The sequence below is a fragment of the Streptomyces sp. NPDC030222 genome, assembly GCF_055573115.1.
This window is the reverse complement of record NZ_JBVICA010000019.1, coordinates 133,203-151,399: the sequence shown is the minus strand read 5'-3', so window position 1 is coordinate 151,399 and position 18,197 is coordinate 133,203. Positions and strand designations below refer to the sequence as shown.

General features: G+C 71.5%; 24 protein-coding genes. 23 read left to right on the top strand and 1 reads right to left on the bottom strand.

Translation table 11 applies throughout. From position 1 onward, the window contains the following. The first annotated feature begins 168 nt into the window (after nt 1-168). The 10 genes from ACZ4Z5_RS25305 (at nt 169) to ACZ4Z5_RS25260 (ending at nt 7,841) form a co-directional block, all read left to right on the top strand. Nucleotides 169-741 (top strand): hypothetical protein, encoded by a 573-nt coding sequence (locus ACZ4Z5_RS25305; RefSeq protein WP_468266491.1) that lies wholly within the window; start codon nt 169-171, stop codon nt 739-741. 34 nt (nt 742-775) lie between these two features. After that, nucleotides 776-1,555: a hypothetical protein gene (locus tag ACZ4Z5_RS25300; RefSeq protein ID WP_468266489.1), complete on the top strand. Its 780-nt coding sequence runs from the start codon at nt 776-778 to the stop codon at nt 1,553-1,555. Nucleotides 1,556-1,634: 79 nt separating this feature from the next. Then, nucleotides 1,635-2,654, top strand: a complete 1,020-nt coding sequence (locus ACZ4Z5_RS25295; protein ID WP_468266487.1) for a DUF8094 domain-containing protein — start codon at nt 1,635-1,637, stop codon at nt 2,652-2,654. An 8-nt stretch (nt 2,655-2,662) separates the two neighbouring features. Beyond that, nucleotides 2,663-3,202 (top strand): hypothetical protein, encoded by a 540-nt coding sequence (locus tag ACZ4Z5_RS25290; RefSeq protein WP_468266485.1) that lies wholly within the window; start codon nt 2,663-2,665, stop codon nt 3,200-3,202. A gap of 259 nt (nt 3,203-3,461) precedes the next feature. Next, nucleotides 3,462-3,923, top strand: coding sequence for a hypothetical protein (locus ACZ4Z5_RS25285; protein WP_468266483.1), 462 nt, complete (start codon nt 3,462-3,464; stop codon nt 3,921-3,923). Continuing rightward, entirely contained in the window at nt 3,920-4,297 is a 378-nt protein-coding gene (locus ACZ4Z5_RS25280) for a hypothetical protein (RefSeq protein ID WP_468266481.1), read from the top strand. The genes ACZ4Z5_RS25285 and ACZ4Z5_RS25280 overlap by 4 nt, the downstream gene beginning before the upstream one ends. A gap of 89 nt (nt 4,298-4,386) precedes the next feature. After that, nucleotides 4,387-5,487 carry a hypothetical protein gene (locus ACZ4Z5_RS25275; protein WP_468266525.1) on the top strand — a complete coding sequence of 367 codons (1,101 nt, stop codon included), beginning with the start codon at nt 4,387-4,389 and terminating at the stop codon, nt 5,485-5,487. 22 nt (nt 5,488-5,509) lie between these two features. Further along, on the top strand, nt 5,510-6,766 hold the full coding sequence (locus ACZ4Z5_RS25270) for an MFS transporter (RefSeq protein ID WP_468266479.1): 1,257 nt from the start codon (nt 5,510-5,512) through the stop codon (nt 6,764-6,766). Nucleotides 6,767-6,817: 51 nt separating this feature from the next. Continuing rightward, on the top strand, nt 6,818-7,315 hold the full coding sequence (locus ACZ4Z5_RS25265) for a hypothetical protein (protein ID WP_468266477.1): 498 nt from the start codon (nt 6,818-6,820) through the stop codon (nt 7,313-7,315). 100 nt (nt 7,316-7,415) lie between these two features. Beyond that, entirely contained in the window at nt 7,416-7,841 is a 426-nt protein-coding gene (locus ACZ4Z5_RS25260) for a hypothetical protein (RefSeq protein ID WP_468266475.1), read from the top strand. A gap of 67 nt (nt 7,842-7,908) precedes the next feature. Here ACZ4Z5_RS25260 and ACZ4Z5_RS25255 read toward each other — a convergent pair whose 3' ends face one another. Further along, nucleotides 7,909-8,367, bottom strand: coding sequence for a hypothetical protein (locus ACZ4Z5_RS25255; RefSeq protein ID WP_468266473.1), 459 nt, complete (start codon nt 8,365-8,367; stop codon nt 7,909-7,911). 155 nt (nt 8,368-8,522) lie between these two features. Between ACZ4Z5_RS25255 and ACZ4Z5_RS25250 the strand changes: the two genes are divergently transcribed. The 13 genes from ACZ4Z5_RS25250 to ACZ4Z5_RS25190 all read left to right on the top strand — a co-directional run bounded on the left by ACZ4Z5_RS25250 (nt 8,523) and on the right by ACZ4Z5_RS25190 (nt 18,196). Next, entirely contained in the window at nt 8,523-9,215 is a 693-nt protein-coding gene (locus tag ACZ4Z5_RS25250; RefSeq protein ID WP_468266472.1) for a hypothetical protein, read from the top strand. A 26-nt stretch (nt 9,216-9,241) separates the two neighbouring features. Next, the gene (locus tag ACZ4Z5_RS25245) at nt 9,242-10,021 is read left to right on the top strand and encodes a hypothetical protein (RefSeq protein ID WP_468266470.1); all 780 of its coding nucleotides are present in this window, start codon (nt 9,242-9,244) and stop codon (nt 10,019-10,021) included. Between the two features lie 15 nt (nt 10,022-10,036). After that, on the top strand, nt 10,037-10,444 hold the full coding sequence (locus ACZ4Z5_RS25240) for a hypothetical protein (protein WP_468266468.1): 408 nt from the start codon (nt 10,037-10,039) through the stop codon (nt 10,442-10,444). Between the two features lie 267 nt (nt 10,445-10,711). Then, nucleotides 10,712-11,095, top strand: a complete 384-nt coding sequence (locus tag ACZ4Z5_RS25235; protein ID WP_468266466.1) for a hypothetical protein — start codon at nt 10,712-10,714, stop codon at nt 11,093-11,095. Further along, the gene (locus ACZ4Z5_RS25230) at nt 11,092-11,895 is read left to right on the top strand and encodes an SPDY domain-containing protein (RefSeq protein WP_468266464.1); all 804 of its coding nucleotides are present in this window, start codon (nt 11,092-11,094) and stop codon (nt 11,893-11,895) included. Before ACZ4Z5_RS25235 ends, ACZ4Z5_RS25230 begins: the two co-directional genes overlap by 4 nt. A 28-nt stretch (nt 11,896-11,923) precedes the next feature. Next, nucleotides 11,924-12,280, top strand: a complete 357-nt coding sequence (locus ACZ4Z5_RS25225; RefSeq protein WP_468266462.1) for a hypothetical protein — start codon at nt 11,924-11,926, stop codon at nt 12,278-12,280. Between the two features lie 216 nt (nt 12,281-12,496). After that, nucleotides 12,497-12,760 carry an SPDY domain-containing protein gene (locus ACZ4Z5_RS25220; RefSeq protein WP_468266523.1) on the top strand — a complete coding sequence of 88 codons (264 nt, stop codon included), beginning with the start codon at nt 12,497-12,499 and terminating at the stop codon, nt 12,758-12,760. After that, nucleotides 12,747-13,076 carry an SPDY domain-containing protein gene (locus ACZ4Z5_RS25215; RefSeq protein WP_468266460.1) on the top strand — a complete coding sequence of 110 codons (330 nt, stop codon included), beginning with the start codon at nt 12,747-12,749 and terminating at the stop codon, nt 13,074-13,076. The genes ACZ4Z5_RS25220 and ACZ4Z5_RS25215 overlap by 14 nt, the downstream gene beginning before the upstream one ends. Before the next feature lie 302 nt (nt 13,077-13,378). Further along, the gene (locus tag ACZ4Z5_RS25210) at nt 13,379-13,675 is read left to right on the top strand and encodes a hypothetical protein (protein WP_468266458.1); all 297 of its coding nucleotides are present in this window, start codon (nt 13,379-13,381) and stop codon (nt 13,673-13,675) included. A gap of 2 nt (nt 13,676-13,677) precedes the next feature. Beyond that, a complete protein-coding gene (locus tag ACZ4Z5_RS25205; protein WP_468266521.1) occupies nt 13,678-14,454 on the top strand; it encodes an SPDY domain-containing protein in 777 nt (258 codons plus the stop codon). A gap of 36 nt (nt 14,455-14,490) precedes the next feature. Further along, the gene (locus ACZ4Z5_RS25200) at nt 14,491-16,281 is read left to right on the top strand and encodes a type IV secretory system conjugative DNA transfer family protein (RefSeq protein ID WP_468266456.1); all 1,791 of its coding nucleotides are present in this window, start codon (nt 14,491-14,493) and stop codon (nt 16,279-16,281) included. Next, complete coding sequence (locus ACZ4Z5_RS25195) at nt 16,278-17,174, top strand: alpha/beta fold hydrolase (RefSeq protein ID WP_468266454.1); 897 nt, start codon at nt 16,278-16,280, stop codon at nt 17,172-17,174. Before ACZ4Z5_RS25200 ends, ACZ4Z5_RS25195 begins: the two co-directional genes overlap by 4 nt. Next, a complete protein-coding gene (locus ACZ4Z5_RS25190) occupies nt 17,162-18,196 on the top strand; it encodes a hypothetical protein (protein ID WP_468266452.1) in 1,035 nt (344 codons plus the stop codon). Before ACZ4Z5_RS25195 ends, ACZ4Z5_RS25190 begins: the two co-directional genes overlap by 13 nt. The last annotated feature ends 1 nt before the right edge of the window (nt 18,197 follow it).

The following is an 18,197-nucleotide window of genomic DNA, read 5'->3' as shown; positions in this document are numbered from 1 at the left end:
CGGGAAGGGAAAAAGGAGGGTTGAGGAAACACACGAACGACTTTTTTTCTTTTTTCCTCTTTTGTCTCCCTTTCTTCTCCCGGGAGGGGGTGGAGCGCGTGGTGTTCGGCTGGGCCGAACACCACGCCGACTAGGCCGACCTTTTCGGATCGCGAGCACACGAACCACATGCCCGGGCCCGCCTGGTCAGCAACGGACCATCGACCTCAAAGCCGCTCGCAACGAGCAACTGGATCGGACCTCTCCCTGTCGTACCCAGATCACGAACGGCATGACGCCTCGGCCAGCACACTTCACCGCTATGCCCGTCGCGACGCCGAGCCCTTTCTGGCCGCACACCCGTTCCCGGACGAGCCGCTACCGCTCCCCGATCTGACTCCCTACCTCACCGCACTCGCCGAGGCCGAGACGCCCGCCGAGGTCAGCGCCGTCACCCAGCGGCTCGTCGACGTGACCGCACCCCTGCTCGACCACATCGCCGGCCACTTCGTGGCCATAGCCCTCTGGGCCGGCCACGAGCACCGTCACACGCCACAAGCAGTGCGCCTCCTGCGCGAAGCTGCCCACGGTGTCCGGTCGGCCCCGACGAAGGTCGCCCAGGCCGACATGGAGAACCTGCTGGCCCACTACGCCCCGCCCGCGGTGAGCCCGGGCGAAGGACAGCCCGCCCGGCCGGCCGCACCACGTCCCTCGCCCTTGGGCCCTTCGACCGCCTCCGGCCCTCCGCGCTCCCGCCGCTAGACGCGCACCAGCCCCCTCATCGCCTCGAAAGCACATGCTCACACTTCGCACGGATCTCTCCGCGTTCGCCACCGCCCTGGCAGACCGGCTGCCCGGCCAATGGAACAGCGAGTACGTCCGACACGACTCCTCCGACGAGCAGTTCGTTGCCACCGAGAGCCTCTGGGACGTCGGCCACGTCGACTACATCGTCAGCCAGTACGTCCTGGGCCACCACGCCGTGCTGCACGACCAGGACGGACGCAAGCTCTACGTCACCGACCGGCCCTTGTACCGGCACCAGTTCGTCGTGGCACCGCTCGAGCCCGATGGGCCCGGCATCAAGCCCCACCACTTCTCCGGTGTCGAGGAGCCGAACGGCATCGCCGTCCCCGACCAGCCTGCGCAGGCATCCGCCCGGGTCACCCTTCGCCTGCTGCCCCGCTACCAGCAGGCCCTGGACAGCGTGCTGCACAAGGCGGCGGTCCAGCCCGAGCCCCCGCTCCGGCCCGGACCGCCGCAGGTGGCCGACGTCGTCACCCTGGCCTGGTACGAGGACGGCGCACTCGGCACGCCGTACAAGAGCGTCCCCGCCGACGCCCGTATGACGCTGTACGCCCTCGGGTTCCAGTACCACCCGCACCAGGCCGCGTTCCTGCTGCCCGCCGCGTACGGCGAGGACGGCCGCGCGCTCAGCCTGCGGGCACTGGTGCACCACCTCGCCCAGAAGGGCATCGGCGTGAACCTCCGCCACACCACCACGCCGGCCACCACGTCCCCGCGCCTCCCCGTTCCCTCGCCGCCCAGCGCCGCTGCCGCCGCGCACCACCGGTAAACCGACTCCGGACCGCAGCCCCCTTCTTTTTCCACAAGGAGCCCCCATCCCCCCTGCTCGCCATCGCCGCACCCTGCCCGTGATCACCGCAGCTCTCGCTGTCGCCCTGGCCGCGACCGCCTGCACCAGCACCGACAGCAACCCCTCAGCCAAGAAGACGGCCCCCAGCGCCAGCGCCGCGCCGACCCCCGCCCCCGCACTCACCCCTGCGCAGGCACGCGACGCCATCACTCACTACTCAACGACCAACAACCTCGCGCACGTCAAGAACGACCGCGCGCTCCTCGACACCGTCGAGGGCGGCCCCCAGTACGCGATGTCACTGGCCGACCTCAAGCAGGACGAGGCCCTGCCGAACGCCGACCGCAAGCCGTATCGGCCCTGGTCCTACGACCTCTCGGCCACCGACCTCTACATCCCGCGCCTGAAGGACGGACAGCAGCGGTGGTTCGCCGCCGTCACCCGCGCCGGCAGCCAGCAGCAGTACGCCCGCGTCCTGATCCTGGCCGAGAACACAAAGTCGAAGCAGTGGGAAATGGTCGCCACCGTCGACATCGACAATCCCAAGCAGCTCCCGCAGATCGTGCTCGACAAGGACGGATACGCCACCGCGGTCGACGCTGCCTGGCAGTCCCTGGCCGCACCGGTCGGCGTACTGCGCTCCGCCGTCACGGACAACTTCGCCACCGGCGGCGAGCTGACCGGGAAGAAGGTCTTCACCTCCACCGAGACCTCGAAGCGGCAGATCAAGGTCCACGACGAGACGACCAGGAAGTTCGGCCCGCGCGGCACCACCCGCTTCGCTGCCGCCGAACCGGAGTTCACCGACGCGTACGCGCTGAAGACGACCACGGGCGCACTCGTCGTCTTCTCGCACACCCACAGCCAGCACGACGCGGTGACCGCCCCGGGCCTGGGGATCGTGCCGGAGAAGCACGACCGGGCATGGCTCGGCACCAGCCCCCGCCCCGCCTTCACCTACACGTTCACCTGCTCGGACATCGCCGCAGTCCCGAGCGCGCCGGAGCCGTCCAGCCTCCTCGGCTACGGCTGTCGCCGCACCGACGCCGAGGCCGCTGGCCCCAGCACCTCCGTCTAGAAGGTCCCGTGCCCCAGAATCCCGACTTCGAGTTGTACGACAACGTCGGCCGCGACGCCGACCAGATCGCCGCCGCCCGATACGGCATCGCCACCCGCGGTGATCTGCTCCGCTGGGCCAGGCGGGACGCCGAGCCGTTCCTGGCCAAGCACCCGCTGCCGGACGAGCCGCTGCCGAGCCCTGACCTTGCCCCGTATCTCGCCGCACTCGCCGCCGCGCAGACCCCGGCCGAGGCCAGTGCCGTCACCCAGCGCCTGCTGGACGCCGCCGACCCCATCCTGCGTGCCGTGAGCGACTACCTCCTCGCAGCCGCCCAGTGGCGCGGACAGCACCGCGGCGCGGAGAAGGGTTCGCCGCCCAAGCTGCTGATGGAAGCGGCCAGCCGCAGCCTGTCCGTGACAGCCATCGCGGACCAGGCCGATCTCACCATCCTGCGGGCCGAATACGACCCCGCGCCAGCACCAAAGCTCCCGCCGCCGGGCCGGACCGAAACGTCGCCCAGGCTCCCCCCGGCTCCCCCGCCCGCCGGCCCGACACCCGGCCGGTAACCGCTCTCCTTGGAGGCGCCTGCTGTCGACCTTCCAAGTCGGCACCCCGCTCAGCCGCGCCGAGCGCAACACGCGGACACGGCCGGCTATCGAAGCCTGGCTCGCCCACGGCGAGCCGTTCCTTCGCCAGGCCCGAGCAGCGGCCCCGCACCAGCGCCCCGCCCTGGCCATCTCGGCGCCGCCTCGTGCTCTCCCGCCGGGCCGGCCCGCACCACGCCGCTGACCTGCGGCACCACCACCGTAAGGAGCCCCCTTCCCTTTGGATCCTGGCACCCACTTCGCTTTCGGCACTCACGAGCAGCACGGCTTCGTCGCCGCCTTCACTTCCTCCATGCCCGCCCACCTGGCCCACTGGTTCCTCGTGCGGGAGCAGTTCGAGCCCGTCCCCGACCAGCCGGGACTCTTCCGGCTCACCGAGCCCGAGCGCGACGGTTCCCGCCGCACCCGCCAGGCCGTGCACGACCTGCGTCAGAAGGGGTACGCCGTGCACGCCGACGTCGCCCTCGACCCCGCCGCCTCGGCGAGCCCGCCCCGCCCTGTCCGGCCCAACGGGCTGATGGAACGGCGCAGCCGCATCGCGCAGGCCGCTGCCGGCCGGTCATCCCAGCGCGGCACGGCGCCCACCATCACGCCGCCGGCAGCCCGGCTGCCGATCCCGCCGAAGCCCACCTACGCGCCCACCGTCCACCTCACCGTCTCCGCGACCGGGCGGGTTCGGTGAATTCGGGCAGCGGGCCGATCCGCATCACCCGCGGACCGGGTGGCGAGGTTGAAGTCGACGGCGCCTTCGATGCCTTCGCCGCCGATGTCCTGCGACGGGCGGGCTTTCTGTTCGAGCCGTCCCTGCGCGGGCAATGGATCCGCCTCCCGTTCGACCTGGGCGAGGCGTGGGAGAACGAGCACGCGACCTGGGCTGCCGAAATGCTGTCGGCCGCCCGCTACCGAGTCGACCTCGACCCGACGCTGCGCACGCCCACGACCAACGCGCCGCCGGCGGCGGCCAGCCGCCTCACGATCGGCTCCCAGGCGGGCGAGCCGACCCTCGTGGCCGCCCCGCCATCGGCATCCGTGATCAGCGCAGGCCGGCACCGCTGACAACCGACCACGAGGAGGAACCGATCCCCGACACCCGACAGACTGCGGTGACCGTCCTCGTCTCACGGGCCCGCGACTTCCGGTTGCGGATGGCCGTCATTGACCGCGCGGCCGAGGCTGCGCTCGACGCCACCCGGGACCGCTACGGACGCACCGTCCACCACGAGGCCGCCGCTGCTGCCCGTGCCCACCGCAATCAGGCCGCCGTCGAGGCATACGCCGCGTATCTCGCCCGGCATGCCGACCAACTGCTGGACACAGCACGCCGCGCTCTCGACAAGCTGCCGCCCGCCCGGCACGTCTCGGCGTGGCGAGACCTGCTCGACAGCCTCGCCTCCTCCCACACGGAGATCGTCCGCGTTCTCGACCGGCCCGACGTCCCCGGCTCGGACGCCGAACGCGAACAGCACAAGGCCGTGTGGCCGCACCTCGCCGTCTGGGCGGATCACAGCTCCATCGCCACCGACCTCGCAGACCAGCACCACCGGCCCGAACCTGAGCTGAGCGACGAGGAACGTCAGATGTGGACCGCGAGGGCCCAATCGGCGCAACTACGAGGCGCACTGGACCTGATCGAGTCGTGGTACGTGGCCGACGGCCGCCGCATCACGCTCGCCCATCTCGTCCAGGACGACGACTCCACGGTGGTCGCTCTCGCCGGAGATCCAGGCGCGCCGGGCTGGGAGGTCATCGGGCACTACGAACACGAGTACGCGGCCGGGCAGGCGCTGCCGCGAGCGGTCCCGCCCGGAGTCCTGCGACCCGAGGCCGCGTCCCGGTTCAACCGTCCCGAGCCTGCCCCCGAACGGCCCCTGCAGGAGCTGGTCCAGGAGGTTGTCGAGGCCCGCGCCGCCGGTGACGTGTCCGAGGTGCTGCTCAGTGCCACGCAACAGGGATACGGCGCCGGTCCGATGGTCCGCCTGCAGCACGTCCTGTCCGCCGCCGCCGAGTTCTCATACGCCCTCGACACCGTCCAGGGCCGGCAGATCGGTGCACGGCTCGACGTACTCGGCCGGCAACTGGCCTTCCTCGCCCGCGAAGTCCACGACGTCGCAGAGGACCTCGGCGCCACCGTCGCCGTCCTTCCACCGCACCGCGCCCCCAAGCCCCCGCGGATCCGGCCGCGCCCCGCCCTGGGCACCACGCCCCCGGCGCCGCCCCGCACCACGGCCCCCGCGCGCCACCCATAAGCTCCCTGACAGAAAGCTCCCGTTGCCCCTGACCGCCTCGACGGCCCCGGCACCGCGCATCACCTACCGCGCGGTGCTGGGCAGCCCGTACGTCGCCCGCCTTCTCGGCGGCACCCTCACCGGCCGCCTCCCCAACGGCATGGCTCCCATCGCGATCCTGCTGTGGATCACCGCCAACGGCAGCAGCCTCGCCTTCGGCGGCCTGCTCAGCGCCCTGTACGGGCTGGCCTCCGCGCTCGCGCAGCCGGTCAAGGGACGCCTGATGGACCGCTACGGGCAGACCGCCGTACACGTCCCCACCGCCCTGCTCAACTCCAGCCTGCTCCTGGCCCTTCCCCTGGCTGGCCCCCACGGGGAGGGGGCGCTCGCCACGGTGATCGTGGTCGCGGCCGGTCTGAGCACGCCACCCCTGGAAGCCGGCATGCGAGCCCTGTGGCCCGGTGTGCTGCCCGGACGGCGACTTCGGCACGCAGCCCTTGCCCTGGACACCGGCACACAGGGCCTGCTGTACATCGTCGGCCCCCTGCTCGCCGCCGCGCTCGCCGCGGTACACAGCCCCTCCCTCGCCCTCGCCGCCACCGCCGTCCTCGGCCTGGCCGGCACGACGGTCGTCGCCACCGCGCCGCCGTCGCGCCAATGGGCGCCCGCACCGAGGAACCCCGGCGACACACCGGCACAGCGGCTGCACTCCCCCGGCCTGGTGCTGCTGTTCATCTCCCTCGCCGGTATCGGCTTCGCGATCGGCTCCCTAAACGTGTGGGCCGTCGCCATGGCCGAGACCCATGGCAAGGACATGCTGTCCGGCCTGCTGCCCGCGGCTTTCTCGACCGGCAGCTTCCTCGGCGGACTCCTCTACGGGCGCCGCACCTGGCCCAGGTCCGCCACCCACCAACTCCTGGTCGGCGCAGGTGGGTTCCTGGCGGGGTGGCTGCCTCTGCTTGCTCTCCCCGGTCCGTACGGCGCCACCGTCGCGGTCGTCGTGCCCGGCGCGTTCCTCACCGTCGTGGTCGCCTGCGCCTACGTGACCACCGACACCCTCACCCCTGCGGGCCGCACGAGCGAGGCGTACGCGTGGCTGATCCTGTCGATCGGCGTAGGGCAGGCCGCCGGCACCGCCCTCGCCGGCCGCCTCGCCGGTCACCCCCTCGCCAGCGCCGCGCTGCCCGCTGCCGGAGCAGCCTTCGCCGTAGCCGTCCTGCTCCTCGCCCGACCCCGCCTCTCCCGATGCGGGCACGGCCCGCACCGCCGCCTTCGGCCGCCCCGGTGCGCGCGCACCTGAGCGCTCGACACCGGCACCCCTCTTTCTGCAACCGATCAAGGAGATTCATCCATGGCTGTCCGAACGACCTGGAATGTTGTCCACACCTGTGGACCCAGCGTGGATCACGACCTTTCGAACCGTCCCGCCGACAAGCGCGCCGGCTTCGCCCGTTGGCTCGGTGGCCGGGACTGCACCGACTGCTGGAAGGCATCGCGCGAGGCCGACACCGAGTCCAAGGAGCAGTGGCTCGCCGCCAAGCGAGCCGAGGAGCAGCAGGCCGCCGCCGAGTGGGCTGCGAAGTTCGACATGCCGGCACTGGAGGGCCCGGAGCGGGCTCTGGAGTGGGGTGAGCGTTCCCGCCACCAGCCGATGACCGCCGCGCACACCGCGCTCGTCGTCGAAGGCACTTGGGACGAGGCGGACTGGGCGGAGCTGGAGGAGAAGGCCCGCACGATCAGCCGCGCCGGATGGTGGATCGACCAGCGGGACACAGAGGGCGCTGACCTGCTCGAACTCCTCGACGCGGCCACCGAGGCGGACAAGGGGACGGAGAACCCGTTCCGCTGACAGCGGCGGAACATAGCCGAGGATCGCCGGTTAGCCAAACCGGCGATCCTCCGGACCATTGGTCCTCCCACCGCCACCCGCCCCGCGTGGAAGGATCCTCATGAGCCTGCCCCCGACCACCCCGGCCTTCGCGCCGACGCCCGACCCGCTCACCCCGGACCGGGACATCACCCACGCCCACTTCCAGGCCGGCGACCAGGTCGTCGTCCTCAAGGGAGTTGCCGGCGGGGAACTGTGGGGGGATTCGATGCGCATCGTCGCCCCGTCCTGGCACACCCCGACCGACGAGGACGGATGGCGACTGCGGGATGCGACCGGCGGAGCACAGTCGTTCATCACCGCGCACCCCCGCTACCTCGTGCACCTCTCCCGCCGCTGTCCGGACTGCCTGATCTACCTGCGCGCCATGGAGGACCACCTCCTGCCGAAGCACACCGGAGACGACACACTGATCGACTGCGGCTGGTACACCATCACGGCGCTGAACCAGCTCGTCCACGTCGCCGATGCCCTGGGTGACCGGTGATGCCGCGCGTCAACGAGCGCTCCATCGCCGCCCACGAACCCCTCGGCGACGCTCTGCACGCCGGGTATCAACCGACGAGGGCCTGACAGAGCACACCGTAGTCGCGGGCTTGGACTTCTACACCCTGGACGACGAACACGGGACGTGGGCGTCCGCCCAGTGGTCCGAGCACCTCGACGACCCGCTCATCGAGCACCCGTTCGCCACCAGCCCTTACGGGGACCGGCGGGCGAGCTTTCACCTTGATGCCCGGCTCCACCCCGACGACCGTGACCTGAACGGTGCGCAGTGGGCCGAGGTCGGCCACCGCCTCGCCCGAGCCGCCGGGATCGAGATCCCCGGCGACGAAGCCGGATGCCGCTGGATCGCCGTCCAGGCCCAGCCGGGACGCCTTGATGTGACCGCTCGCCATGGTCCTCTCGCAGCTCGCCGACGAGCAGTCCGGCTCGCTGGCCGCGGTCCGCGGACTCGTCGAACATGCCGCCCACCGGATCGCCTTGCAGCCGAGTGCCGCCAGCGACGACACGGCGCACAGCCTGGAGCTGATCGCCCGCCGTCTCTACCGCATCCAGCAGGACCTCGACGCAACGGCAACACGCCTGACCGGCCCGCCCGGCATGCCCCCAGCGCCTTCCGCCGTGCGGCACACCACACGTAGATCACTGAAGGAGAAACGTCTCTTTGACCCTGGCCGACCGCTTCCTGTTCATCCGCCGCGACCCGCACTCCGCGGAGGTCCTGGCCCGCGGCGGCGACGGCGAGGCCCACGGCGTTCTCGAGCGCGCGGGCTTCGTCCCGGTGGTCCGCGTCCATGAGACGCACCACCGCGCCCCCACCGGCCTGGACGGGCACGACGAGGCCCGTCTCGCCACCGAAGCCGTGGCCCGACTGCGGGCCGTCGGGTACCACGTTGACTGCGACGACGACTTCGACACCGAGCGTCGCCCGGCCTGTGACCTGCCGCTGGGTTCCTCAGTGGCCCATCTCGCCGAGCGGATCCGGCAGGCCACCACCACCGAGGAGGCGGCCGACGTCCTTACCGAGCTGACCGCCTCGCACGACGGCATCCTCGCTGCCCTCGAAGACGTACTCGTCGCGACAGCCGAGTTCCACGACGGCCTCGGCGGCGCGGCTGACCCGCACATCGCCCGCCGTCTGCGCTACCTCGCCGACGAGCGCCTGCCCCTCATCCGCGGCGATCTCGCCCACACGCGCAACGCGCTCGCCGACCGGCACGCTGTGCTCCCCGGCCGCAGCACCTGCACCCAAGAGGTCCCGGCCGGCGAGCGTGAACGGTCGGCCGTGTGCGCCTGCCCACCGGCCCCGCGCACCGTGCCGGCACCGCCCCCGGCCGTCACTGGGCTGCGCCGCTGACCCCTCACCCCTCGCCCAAGGACACCATGCACGACCACGAAGATTCCGAGCGCCTCGCCTCGTTCGCCGACGTTCTCGCCGGCGAACTGCCCGATACCTGGGCCAGCGCCTACCACTCACCCGAGCACAAGGACGACCTTGCCGAACTCGCCGACCGGATATGGGACCTGGACCTGGTCGCCGAGGCGCTCGCCGAGCATCCGCTGCGGCACGCCGCCGTCCTGACCCGACAGGACGGCGCCCAGCTGGCCGTCCTCGACCGGCACGACGAACTAGGCGGCTTCCTCATCGCCGCCGTCGGCCCGCGTGCTTTGCCCGACGAGGCGTACCGCGGCATACGGGAACCGAACGGGATCGCCCTGAGCGACGACCCCTTCCTGAGCGCCGAGCTGGTCGCCGGCGACCTGCTGGCCCGCTACGACGCCGCGCTCGCCCAGGCCCGCCACAACGCAGCCGCGGCCGTCCATCCGTCTCAGCCTGATCGTGTCGTCCTGACCTGGCAGCAGGACGGCAGCCTCGCCGCCGCCCCCGTGGGCGAGACGGCCTCCGCCGTACTGGCCGCGGGCGGCTTCGTCCACGATGAGCAGACCGGCATCTACCGGCTGAGCGGCGACGACACCGCCGAGCAGGCCCGCGCCGTGCGCGAGACGGGACAGCAGCTGGGCGCCCACGGCATCGCCGTCGCCCTCCAGCACCCCTCCGGCCGCATCGCGCCCACCGCCACTGCGCCGGCCACGCCGCCGGCCCTGGCTACGGCCCGGATCACGACCGCCAGGTCCGGCCCGGCAACTCCGCGCCACCGCTGAACAGGAGAACTGCCTATGGGCAATCGTGCCGATGATTGCGGCACCGACGTCGAGATCTACACCAAGGCCCTGACCACCACGATCTACGCAGCAACCCCGACCGGAGCGCCACACAGGCTCCTAGACCTGCTCGACCGGCTGGGCCTTCAGCGTCAGGAGGTCCGCACCGCCGGCCCCGTCTACGTCTGGCACATCGTCCCCGAACATCTCGACGACGCCGAGCAGAAGCGCCTGGCGAGCCGCGCGATCCCCTCCCTGCTCATGGCCGGATACAAGGTCAACATCGACCCTGATCTGTTCGACGAAGCCGCCTACCAGCAGGCCCTAACAGAGATCCGCTCCGGCCAGATGCGCCCTGCCGCGAAGACCCCGCCGCAGCCTGCTGCTCCCGCCCACCGACCGCCTTCCCGCCGCACCTCATAAGCCCGATGGCGGCCCCGGCGCCCTTGCCGGGGCCGCCTCCCACCGACCGGAGAAACCCGTAACACCCCGCATCACCCCGCCCCTCTCCCGTTCCCTCAAGCCCCGCCTGGCCACCGCCCTGTTCCGCCGCTACCTCCGCGCCTGCATCCCCACCGGCCCCGACCGCCCCTTCCCGGCATCTGGGGCACGGCCCGAGGCGGCTCTGCCCGAGGTACGGCGGATCGGCCACCGCCACCATCACTGATCCGACCAATGTCCTGGAGGAGCATGCCCCACCCCACCTCGCACCTGGTGCAGCTGGCCGACGAGATCGCCCGTCAGCTCGGCCAGCTCGGCGACCACCTCGCGATACTCCCGCCCCATGAGGCCACGCAGGTCATCGCACGCGTTGTAGACCCCGCGGACGGCGTGCTCGGCGGCGTCACCCACCTTGTCTCCGTCAGCAGCCGGTTTGCCAAGGAACAGGCCGAGCGCGGCGCACTGCCGGCCGAGATGTGGCTCGCCCTTGGGCGGGCTGCGAACGAACTCGACGCCATCGGCGACGACCTGGACGACCACCGTGAGATCCTCCAGCACGTCAGCGACCGGGCCCACGCCGGACCGGCGAAGCCGCCTGCCCCTGCTCCGCTCGTTGTCCGGCGACGCCGGTGAGAGGAAAGCAGTGGCAGGGCTGGGGGCCGGGCGAGCAGGCCGAACAGCACTACCTCGTTGAGCCCCGTACCCTCGCCGGCGGCGGCGACCTGCGCCACGTCTCCGAGTTCCTGCGTGCCTCCGGCTGGCGCGACAAGTCCAAGAGCGGCGGTCCGCTCTTCCTGGAGAGTCCCGACTGTACGGTCCGCGTCTCCTACGACCCCTACGTGCTGCCGGGCGGGTGGACGATCCACGGCAAGCCGGCCGGGCACCAGGACGAGTGGCTGGTAAACCTCGGCCGGCAAACCCCGGTGGAGATCGTCGCCGGTCTGACCGATGCCCTGACCCGCCCCCGCTCCGCCCACGCCCCCAACGTCTGGGCACCTCTGCACGAACAGCGTTGGCGCACCCCGCCCAACACGGAGCACGTCACCGCAGTGAGTCCCGACGGATCGGCGTGGATGCAGTACCACCAGGACCCGAACGGCGAGGCGATGTGGTGGTCCGGCGCCAAGGACCAGCAAGGCAACGGCTGGACCGCCAGCTTCACCGCCACCACCCCGATGCACCTCGTGCAAGCCTTCTCCGCCACGCTCGCCAGCCCCGAGCCCGTGATGCGCCCGCGAGGACGCGTCCCGCACAGCGGACAGATCCGGACCACGTCCGTCTCCGTCCTGCCCTCCCAGCTCAGCGCCTGGCAGCAGGCCCGCATCACCGCCGCCCGCGCCGCCACCTGGGCCCGCAACTCCTGGGCCGCCGGCCGGCCCCGCACCACAACCCGCCCCCACGCCCACGCCGGCGGCACCCGCGCCCGCCGCTGACCCCAAACCCAACGATCCAAGGAGCCCCGTGCCCGCACTGACCCCAGACACCATCCGCACCGCTACCGAAACCCTGACCGACCTCACCGACTACCTGCGCGACAACCCCGACCCGGCCAAGGCGCTCGCGCTCGTCGAGCCGCTGCTCGACGAATACACGGGCGTCCCCGTTCAGCTGGCCGACACCCTGCGCGCCCTCGCCCGCACCCTGCAGGACCACCCGGCCATCCCGCGCACCACCGAAACCGACCTCCTGATCGCAGAGCTGCGCACCGCGGCGTGGGAGCAGTCCGACCAGCACGTCCTCCACTACGTCCTCGACGGCCTCCGCGATCACTTCGACAGCACGCCTTCAGACGTGCCGGGGCGCGGCCGGTGCCGGTGAGCGAACGGCAGCTCGCCACCTTCGCCGACACGCACGCCTGGCGGATCCCGTTCGACACCACCCCCCGCCACCTCGCAGGCCCCGGCGACGCCCGCCACGTCACCCACGGCCTTGCCGCGGCCGGATGGACCCGCACGTCCGACCCGCTGAGCCCCGAGATCGTCCTGCGCAGCCCCGACCACCGTCACAGCCTGCAGTTCGACCCGCAGGTGGCGGCTGCGGGCCGAGCCCACCGACACCGAGCCGGGCTGGTACGCCGAATTCGGCGAACTCGTCCCCGCCGAGATCCTCGCCAGCCTCACCGACGCCCTCGTCTCCCCCACCCCGGCCCGACGCATCGACCCGTTGCAGGTGCTGGAGTCGGCGGGCTGGCTGCTCAACGGGCAAGACGCTGCTCACACGCCTGACGCCATGTGCCACGTGGAGCAACGCCTCCGAGCGGGGCGAGAGCACCGCGTACTGGCATGTGGAGACCTATGAGCCGGGACACGGCACCCCGATGGGCCGCCGGATCTGGCACGCCTGGTTCGACGGCCGCACCCCTGCCCATCTGGTCGACGCCTTCATCACCGCGCTCGCCGACCCCGCCCCGCTCCAGCGCGGCATGTACGACCGCACCGCCCACCACAGCGTCGTGCAGAAACCGAGCCCGCTCACACCCGAGCAGATCGTCGAAACGCACACCACCCGACTCGCCGGCATCCGCAAACAAGCACGCGCCGCACACCGCCAGCACCGGCCGGACGCCGCGACACCGCCGAAGGCCGGCACCGTCCGTTCACCCGCTCGCCGCTGACCCCGACAGGACACCCCACCATTTCCTTCGATCCCACCGCCCACCGCGAACTCCTGCGCCACCTCGACGGCTTCGTCCGCGACAGCAAGAAGATCCTCGACGCCTGGGACGCCTACTCCGACGAGCACACCGGCCTCGACGGCTGGCCCTACGACGACCACGCCTACGGACTCCGCCAGAGCCAGCGCGACGCCGACACCGCCGAAGCGTTCGAAACCGTCCACGCCGGCGCCCGCCACCTGCTGGCCACCGCCGAGACCCAGCTCGCCCAACTCCCCGCCCGCGCCGTACAGAACCACTGGGTGTGGCAGCTCGGCGTCCTAGGGGATGCACTGGACCGCCTCGACGCTCTGCACGAGGAGTGGCTGCAGACCCGCGACAGCCTCCCCATCGCCGCCCGGCCCGGCACCCCGGCCTACGACGACGCTCTCACCGAGTACCACGCCGAAGCGTGGAGCTACCTCGACGACTGGGCCTCCCACGGCAAAGCCGTCCTCGACATCAACACAGCCGCCCGGCACGCCCCCTCAACCCTGGCCCCGCCGCCGACCGTGACCACGGTCCCCTCGTCCGGCCGGACCTACACGGTGCGGAAGTGACCATGCCCAAGACCCCCGAGATCGTGGAAGTCGACTTCATCGCGCCGCGGCAACTCGCCGGCGGCGGGGATCCCGCCTGGGTCACCGTTCCCCTGCACCGGGCCTGCGGATGGAGCTACGGCCACGACCCCCTGATGCCGCGCGTCATCCTCTCCAGCCCCGACCAGAAGGCGCTCCTGCGACTGGAGCCCGATCCCGACGGTCAGTGGTGGACGCTCCACCACGCCCACCAGCCGGACCGGCCCGCCTGGTATGCGAGCTTCGGCGCACGCACCCCGGTCGAGATCATCGCCGGGTTCACTGACGCCCTGACCGACCCGGCAGCGAGCGCCGCGGGCACCGACCCGTACGAGCCGCTCCTGCAGGCCGAATGGACACCCGCCGCCGGCAAGGACGGTCTCGTCTCGCCGGACGGCAAGGCGCACGTCGAGCACTACACCAGCGCAACGTCCGACTGCTGGTGGGCCACCACCACCCTCAGCGAGACCGATGGCCCGGTGTGGCAGGCCCGCTTCGGCGAGCACACCCCGCGGCACCTGATCGCCGCGTTCACCCGCGCTCTTGCCGACTCCAGCCCGCTCCCACGTATGGGTAGCTCCCTGAGCATCCCGGCCTATGGCACCAAGCTTGTCACCCACTCATCCCGAGAGCTGCCCGCCGCCCAGGTCGCCTCCGCCCTGGAAGACCGCGTCCGCGTACTCGCCGCACGCTGCCCCGCCCCACCGGTGAAGTCTTCGACCCCGCGACGCTCCCCGGCAAACCCAGGCCGCACCCGCTGACCGCCGCCCTCCCTCACCCGGAAGCACACACCACCTTTGCCTCCTTCCACCAACCAGTCTTCCGACGGGTACGACATCGTCTTCCGTCTCCTCCTCGGCGTACTCGGCATCGTCGTCCCGCTGTCCCACCTCGCCTGGCTGTCCGGAAACATCACCGCCCGGTTGACCGGCGACGACTGGGCGCCCTACCAGCCCACCGCCGCCCTCCTCCACCCCGACCAGCTCTGGCCCCAGTTGGGTGAAACGTCCCTGCTGGTCGGTGCCCGGATCGTGCCGATCGCCGCCCTGATCGCGCTCGGCGCCGTGGCCGGCATCCTGTGGTCCCGCCACAAGTCCAGCGGCAGCAGCCGGAAGAAGAAGATCACCGGCATGGCCAAGGCTCGGGATATCGAGCCGCTGATGGCCAAGGCGATCACCGCCAAGGCCCGCTCCCTGCGCCCGAGCCTGAAGACGGCCAAGCACATCGAGGCCAAGGACACCGGCATCCTCCTCGGCAACCTGCAGGGCACCCGCCACGAGGTCCGCATGGGCTACGAGGACGTCGCCGTCGCGATCATGGCCCCCCGGTCCGGCAAGACCACCTCCCTCGCGATCCCGTCCATCCTCAACGCGCCCGGGCCCGTCCTGCTCACCTCGAACAAGGCCGCCGGCGACGCCTACACCGCCACCCTCGACGCGCGGTCAGCAGTGGGGCGGGTCTGGTCGATGGACCCGCAGCAGATCGCCCATGCCGAACGCTCGATGTGGTGGAACCCCCTCGCCGACGCCAAGACCCTCGACGGCGCGGGCCGCCTTGCCGGCCACTTCCTCGCCGCTTCCGTCGACGCGAGCCAACAGGGCGACTTCTGGTCCAAGGCCGGATCCAACATCCTGTCGCAGCTCTTCCTCGCTGCCGCCCTGGACGACCGGCCGATCACCGACGTGATGCAGTGGCTGGCCTTCCCCGCCGACCGCACCCCGCTCGACATCCTCCGCGACCACAGCTTCGCTGCTGTCGCCGCACAGCTCAAGGGCACCGTGGAAGGCCCGCCGGAGACACGGGACGGCATCTATGAGACAGCCCGCCAGTACGCCGCTGCCCTGCTCAACTCCGAGATCGCCGCGTGGGTCACCCCGCAGAACGATGTCCCCGAGTTCCGGCCGCCCGAGTTCGTGACCTCCGCCGACACGCTCTACCTGCTGTCGAAGGACGGCGGCGGCGGCGCCTCCGCGCTGATCGCCGCGTGCGCGGACTCCGTGATGCGGGCCGCAACCGCGCAGGCCGAGCGCGCCGGCGGACGCCTCGACCCGCCGATGCTCGCGATCCTCGACGAGGCCGCCAACGTGTGCAAGATCAGCGACCTGCCGGACCTATACTCCCACCTCGGCTCGCGCGGGATCATCCCGATCACCATCCTCCAGTCCTACCGCCAGGGCCAGAAGGTGTGGGGTGACGCCGGCATGGACGCCATGTGGTCCGCCTCCACCGTCAAGGTCATCGGTTCCGGCATCGACGACCCCGACTTCGCCGACAAGCTCTCCCGTCTCATCGGCGACCACGACGTCGAGACCACCTCCACCTCGCACTCCGAGTCCGGCAAGTCGACCTCCGTCTCGATGCGGCAACAGCGGATCCTGCCCGCCGACGCGATCCGCGCCCTACCCAAGGGCACCGCGCTGTGCTTCGCCACCGGAATGCGCGCCGCGATGCTCGACCTGCGCCCCTGGTACCTGGAGCCCGGCGCCGCCGAACTCACCGTCGCCTCCAAGAGGGCCTCCAACGGCATCATCGAGCGGGCCGTCGCCAAGCACGCGCCGCGGCAGACCAACTTCGGGACGGCAGCATGAACGCGATACGGCTCCCGGACGGAGCCCGGCTCGCCACCTACATCGACGGTCCCGCACACGCATCTGTGACGGCGGTCCTGGTCCACGGGCTTTCGGTCACGGCGGACCTGTGGCGCTCGCACGTACCGCTCCTGGCCGGTAAAGGGGTGCGCGTCGTGCGCTACGACCAGCGCGCCCACGGCTGCTCCACCCGCGGCACCGCCGCGCTGGGCCTGGACCAGCTGGCCGACGACCTCGCCCACCTGCTGGAGACGGCGGTGCCACGAGGACCGCTCGTGTTCGCCGGCCACTCCATGGGAGCGATGACGCTCATGCGCCTGGTCGCGCGCCACCGCGAACTTGCGCCACGGATCCGCGGCCTGCTGCTGATCTCGCCTCCGTACGGCGGGATCAGCACCCGCACGGGTACCGGCCCGGCCCAGTCGTTCCTCACGCTCAGCCGCAACCTGCTCGCGTCCGCATGCACGCACACGCCTCGCCTGCTCGACGTCACCCGGCGGCGCCTTCCCGCCACCAGCCGGTGGGCTCTGCGCTCAGACACCCACCCCGCATTCGATGGGCTGCCCCTTTCGTGCCGGAAGGGCCTGCACACCACGGCGACCAGCGACATCGCGGCCCTGTGGCACGACCTCGCCGGCCAGCAGCCCGACCCCAGACCGCTGCGGCACCTCGGCGATCGGGTCCACCTTCTGGCCGGAAGCCTCGACGCGCACATCCCGCCCGAGCAGACCCGGCGGCTGGCCGCCTTGCTGCCCGACGCCCGGCTGGAGATCGTCCCGGACGCCACCCACTCACTGCCGCTGCGTCACGCACAGCTGGTCACCGACCGAATGACCCGCTGCGCAGCGCCCATGCCCATCTGCGGATCGGAGTCTTCCCGTTGGGTCTCCTAGACCACGCCGACGTCACGTTCGGCACCGCCGACGCCGGCGGCACCTTCGCCGTCGTCAACAGCGACCTGCCCCAAGCCCACACCATCCTCGCCAGCGCGGGCTTCACACCTCACCAGTACCAGGGCCAACTGCTCTATCAGCTGCCCCTTGACGGACCCACGGCACGTCACCTCAACGCCGTCGCCCAGGCGTACAACACACTCCTGCGCTACACCCCCGACATCGCCTACCTGTGCACGCCGCCCCTCGACGGCCCCGGCGAGCACGCCCGCAAGCCAGACGTTGACATCCATCTTCCCTCGCCCGTCGTGACGGCGACGGCGCATCAACCGCACATGGTCGAGGTCCTGTTGCACTACGGCTGGCAGCCCGCCGACGCGCTCGGACACCACGTGTACGTGCTGCCGGACGAGATGAGCGACTCCGACAGGCTCGGCGTCGTGGTCATGGCGAAGGCGAATCTCTACGCCCTCGGCACGAGCGTCCGAGTCGACTGCGGCATCCCGTGCCTGACTGCGGATTCTCTGAGCGGTCGCGCTCGGCCGCCTGCTGTGGCCTCCTTCGCCGCCGGCCTGGCCACGCGGCTGCGCGGCGAGTGGAGCCTCGACTACCAGCGGCACCAAACCTGGGCCGACCGTCAACGCCGGGCCGACCGGATCTGGACCGCTGCCGAGCCCCGCCCCTCCTTCAGCAGGCACACCCTCGAGGACGCCGTGCTGCACGGCACCGACGGCCTCCAGCTGTACATCGTCAACCACCGGGCCAGCCGCTTCCTGGTCTGCCCCCTCATCCCCGCCGACATCCACGAGGACACCGCCGACCGGCTTCCCGCCCCTCCCGTGATCGGCACCCATGCCGACCCCCGCCGCGCAGCCTGGCGTGTCGCCGATCGCCTTCTGCCGCACTATCTCGCCACGACACTCGATGCCCGCCGCGCCACCGCCGCAATCCGACACCAGCGGACGCCGACGGCTGCTGCTCGCGCGCGCACCACGGCGCCTCCGTCGGGCCGCCGACGCTAGC

What these genes read in the sequence shown, in the direction of transcription:
- ACZ4Z5_RS25305 (WP_468266491.1), top strand. Translation starts at nt 169, where the DNA reads ATGCCCGGGCCCGCCTGGTCAGCAACGGACCATCGACCTCAAAGCCGC.
- ACZ4Z5_RS25300 (WP_468266489.1), top strand. Translation starts at nt 776, where the DNA reads ATGCTCACACTTCGCACGGATCTCTCCGCGTTCGCCACCGCCCTGGCA.
- ACZ4Z5_RS25275 (WP_468266525.1), top strand. Translation starts at nt 4,387, where the DNA reads ATGGCCGTCATTGACCGCGCGGCCGAGGCTGCGCTCGACGCCACCCGG.
- ACZ4Z5_RS25265 (WP_468266477.1), top strand. Translation starts at nt 6,818, where the DNA reads ATGGCTGTCCGAACGACCTGGAATGTTGTCCACACCTGTGGACCCAGC.
- ACZ4Z5_RS25260 (WP_468266475.1), top strand. Translation starts at nt 7,416, where the DNA reads ATGAGCCTGCCCCCGACCACCCCGGCCTTCGCGCCGACGCCCGACCCG.
- ACZ4Z5_RS25245 (WP_468266470.1), top strand. Translation starts at nt 9,242, where the DNA reads ATGCACGACCACGAAGATTCCGAGCGCCTCGCCTCGTTCGCCGACGTT.
- ACZ4Z5_RS25240 (WP_468266468.1), top strand. Translation starts at nt 10,037, where the DNA reads ATGGGCAATCGTGCCGATGATTGCGGCACCGACGTCGAGATCTACACC.
- ACZ4Z5_RS25235 (WP_468266466.1), top strand. Translation starts at nt 10,712, where the DNA reads ATGCCCCACCCCACCTCGCACCTGGTGCAGCTGGCCGACGAGATCGCC.
- ACZ4Z5_RS25205 (WP_468266521.1), top strand. Translation starts at nt 13,678, where the DNA reads ATGCCCAAGACCCCCGAGATCGTGGAAGTCGACTTCATCGCGCCGCGG.
- ACZ4Z5_RS25195 (WP_468266454.1), top strand. Translation starts at nt 16,278, where the DNA reads ATGAACGCGATACGGCTCCCGGACGGAGCCCGGCTCGCCACCTACATC.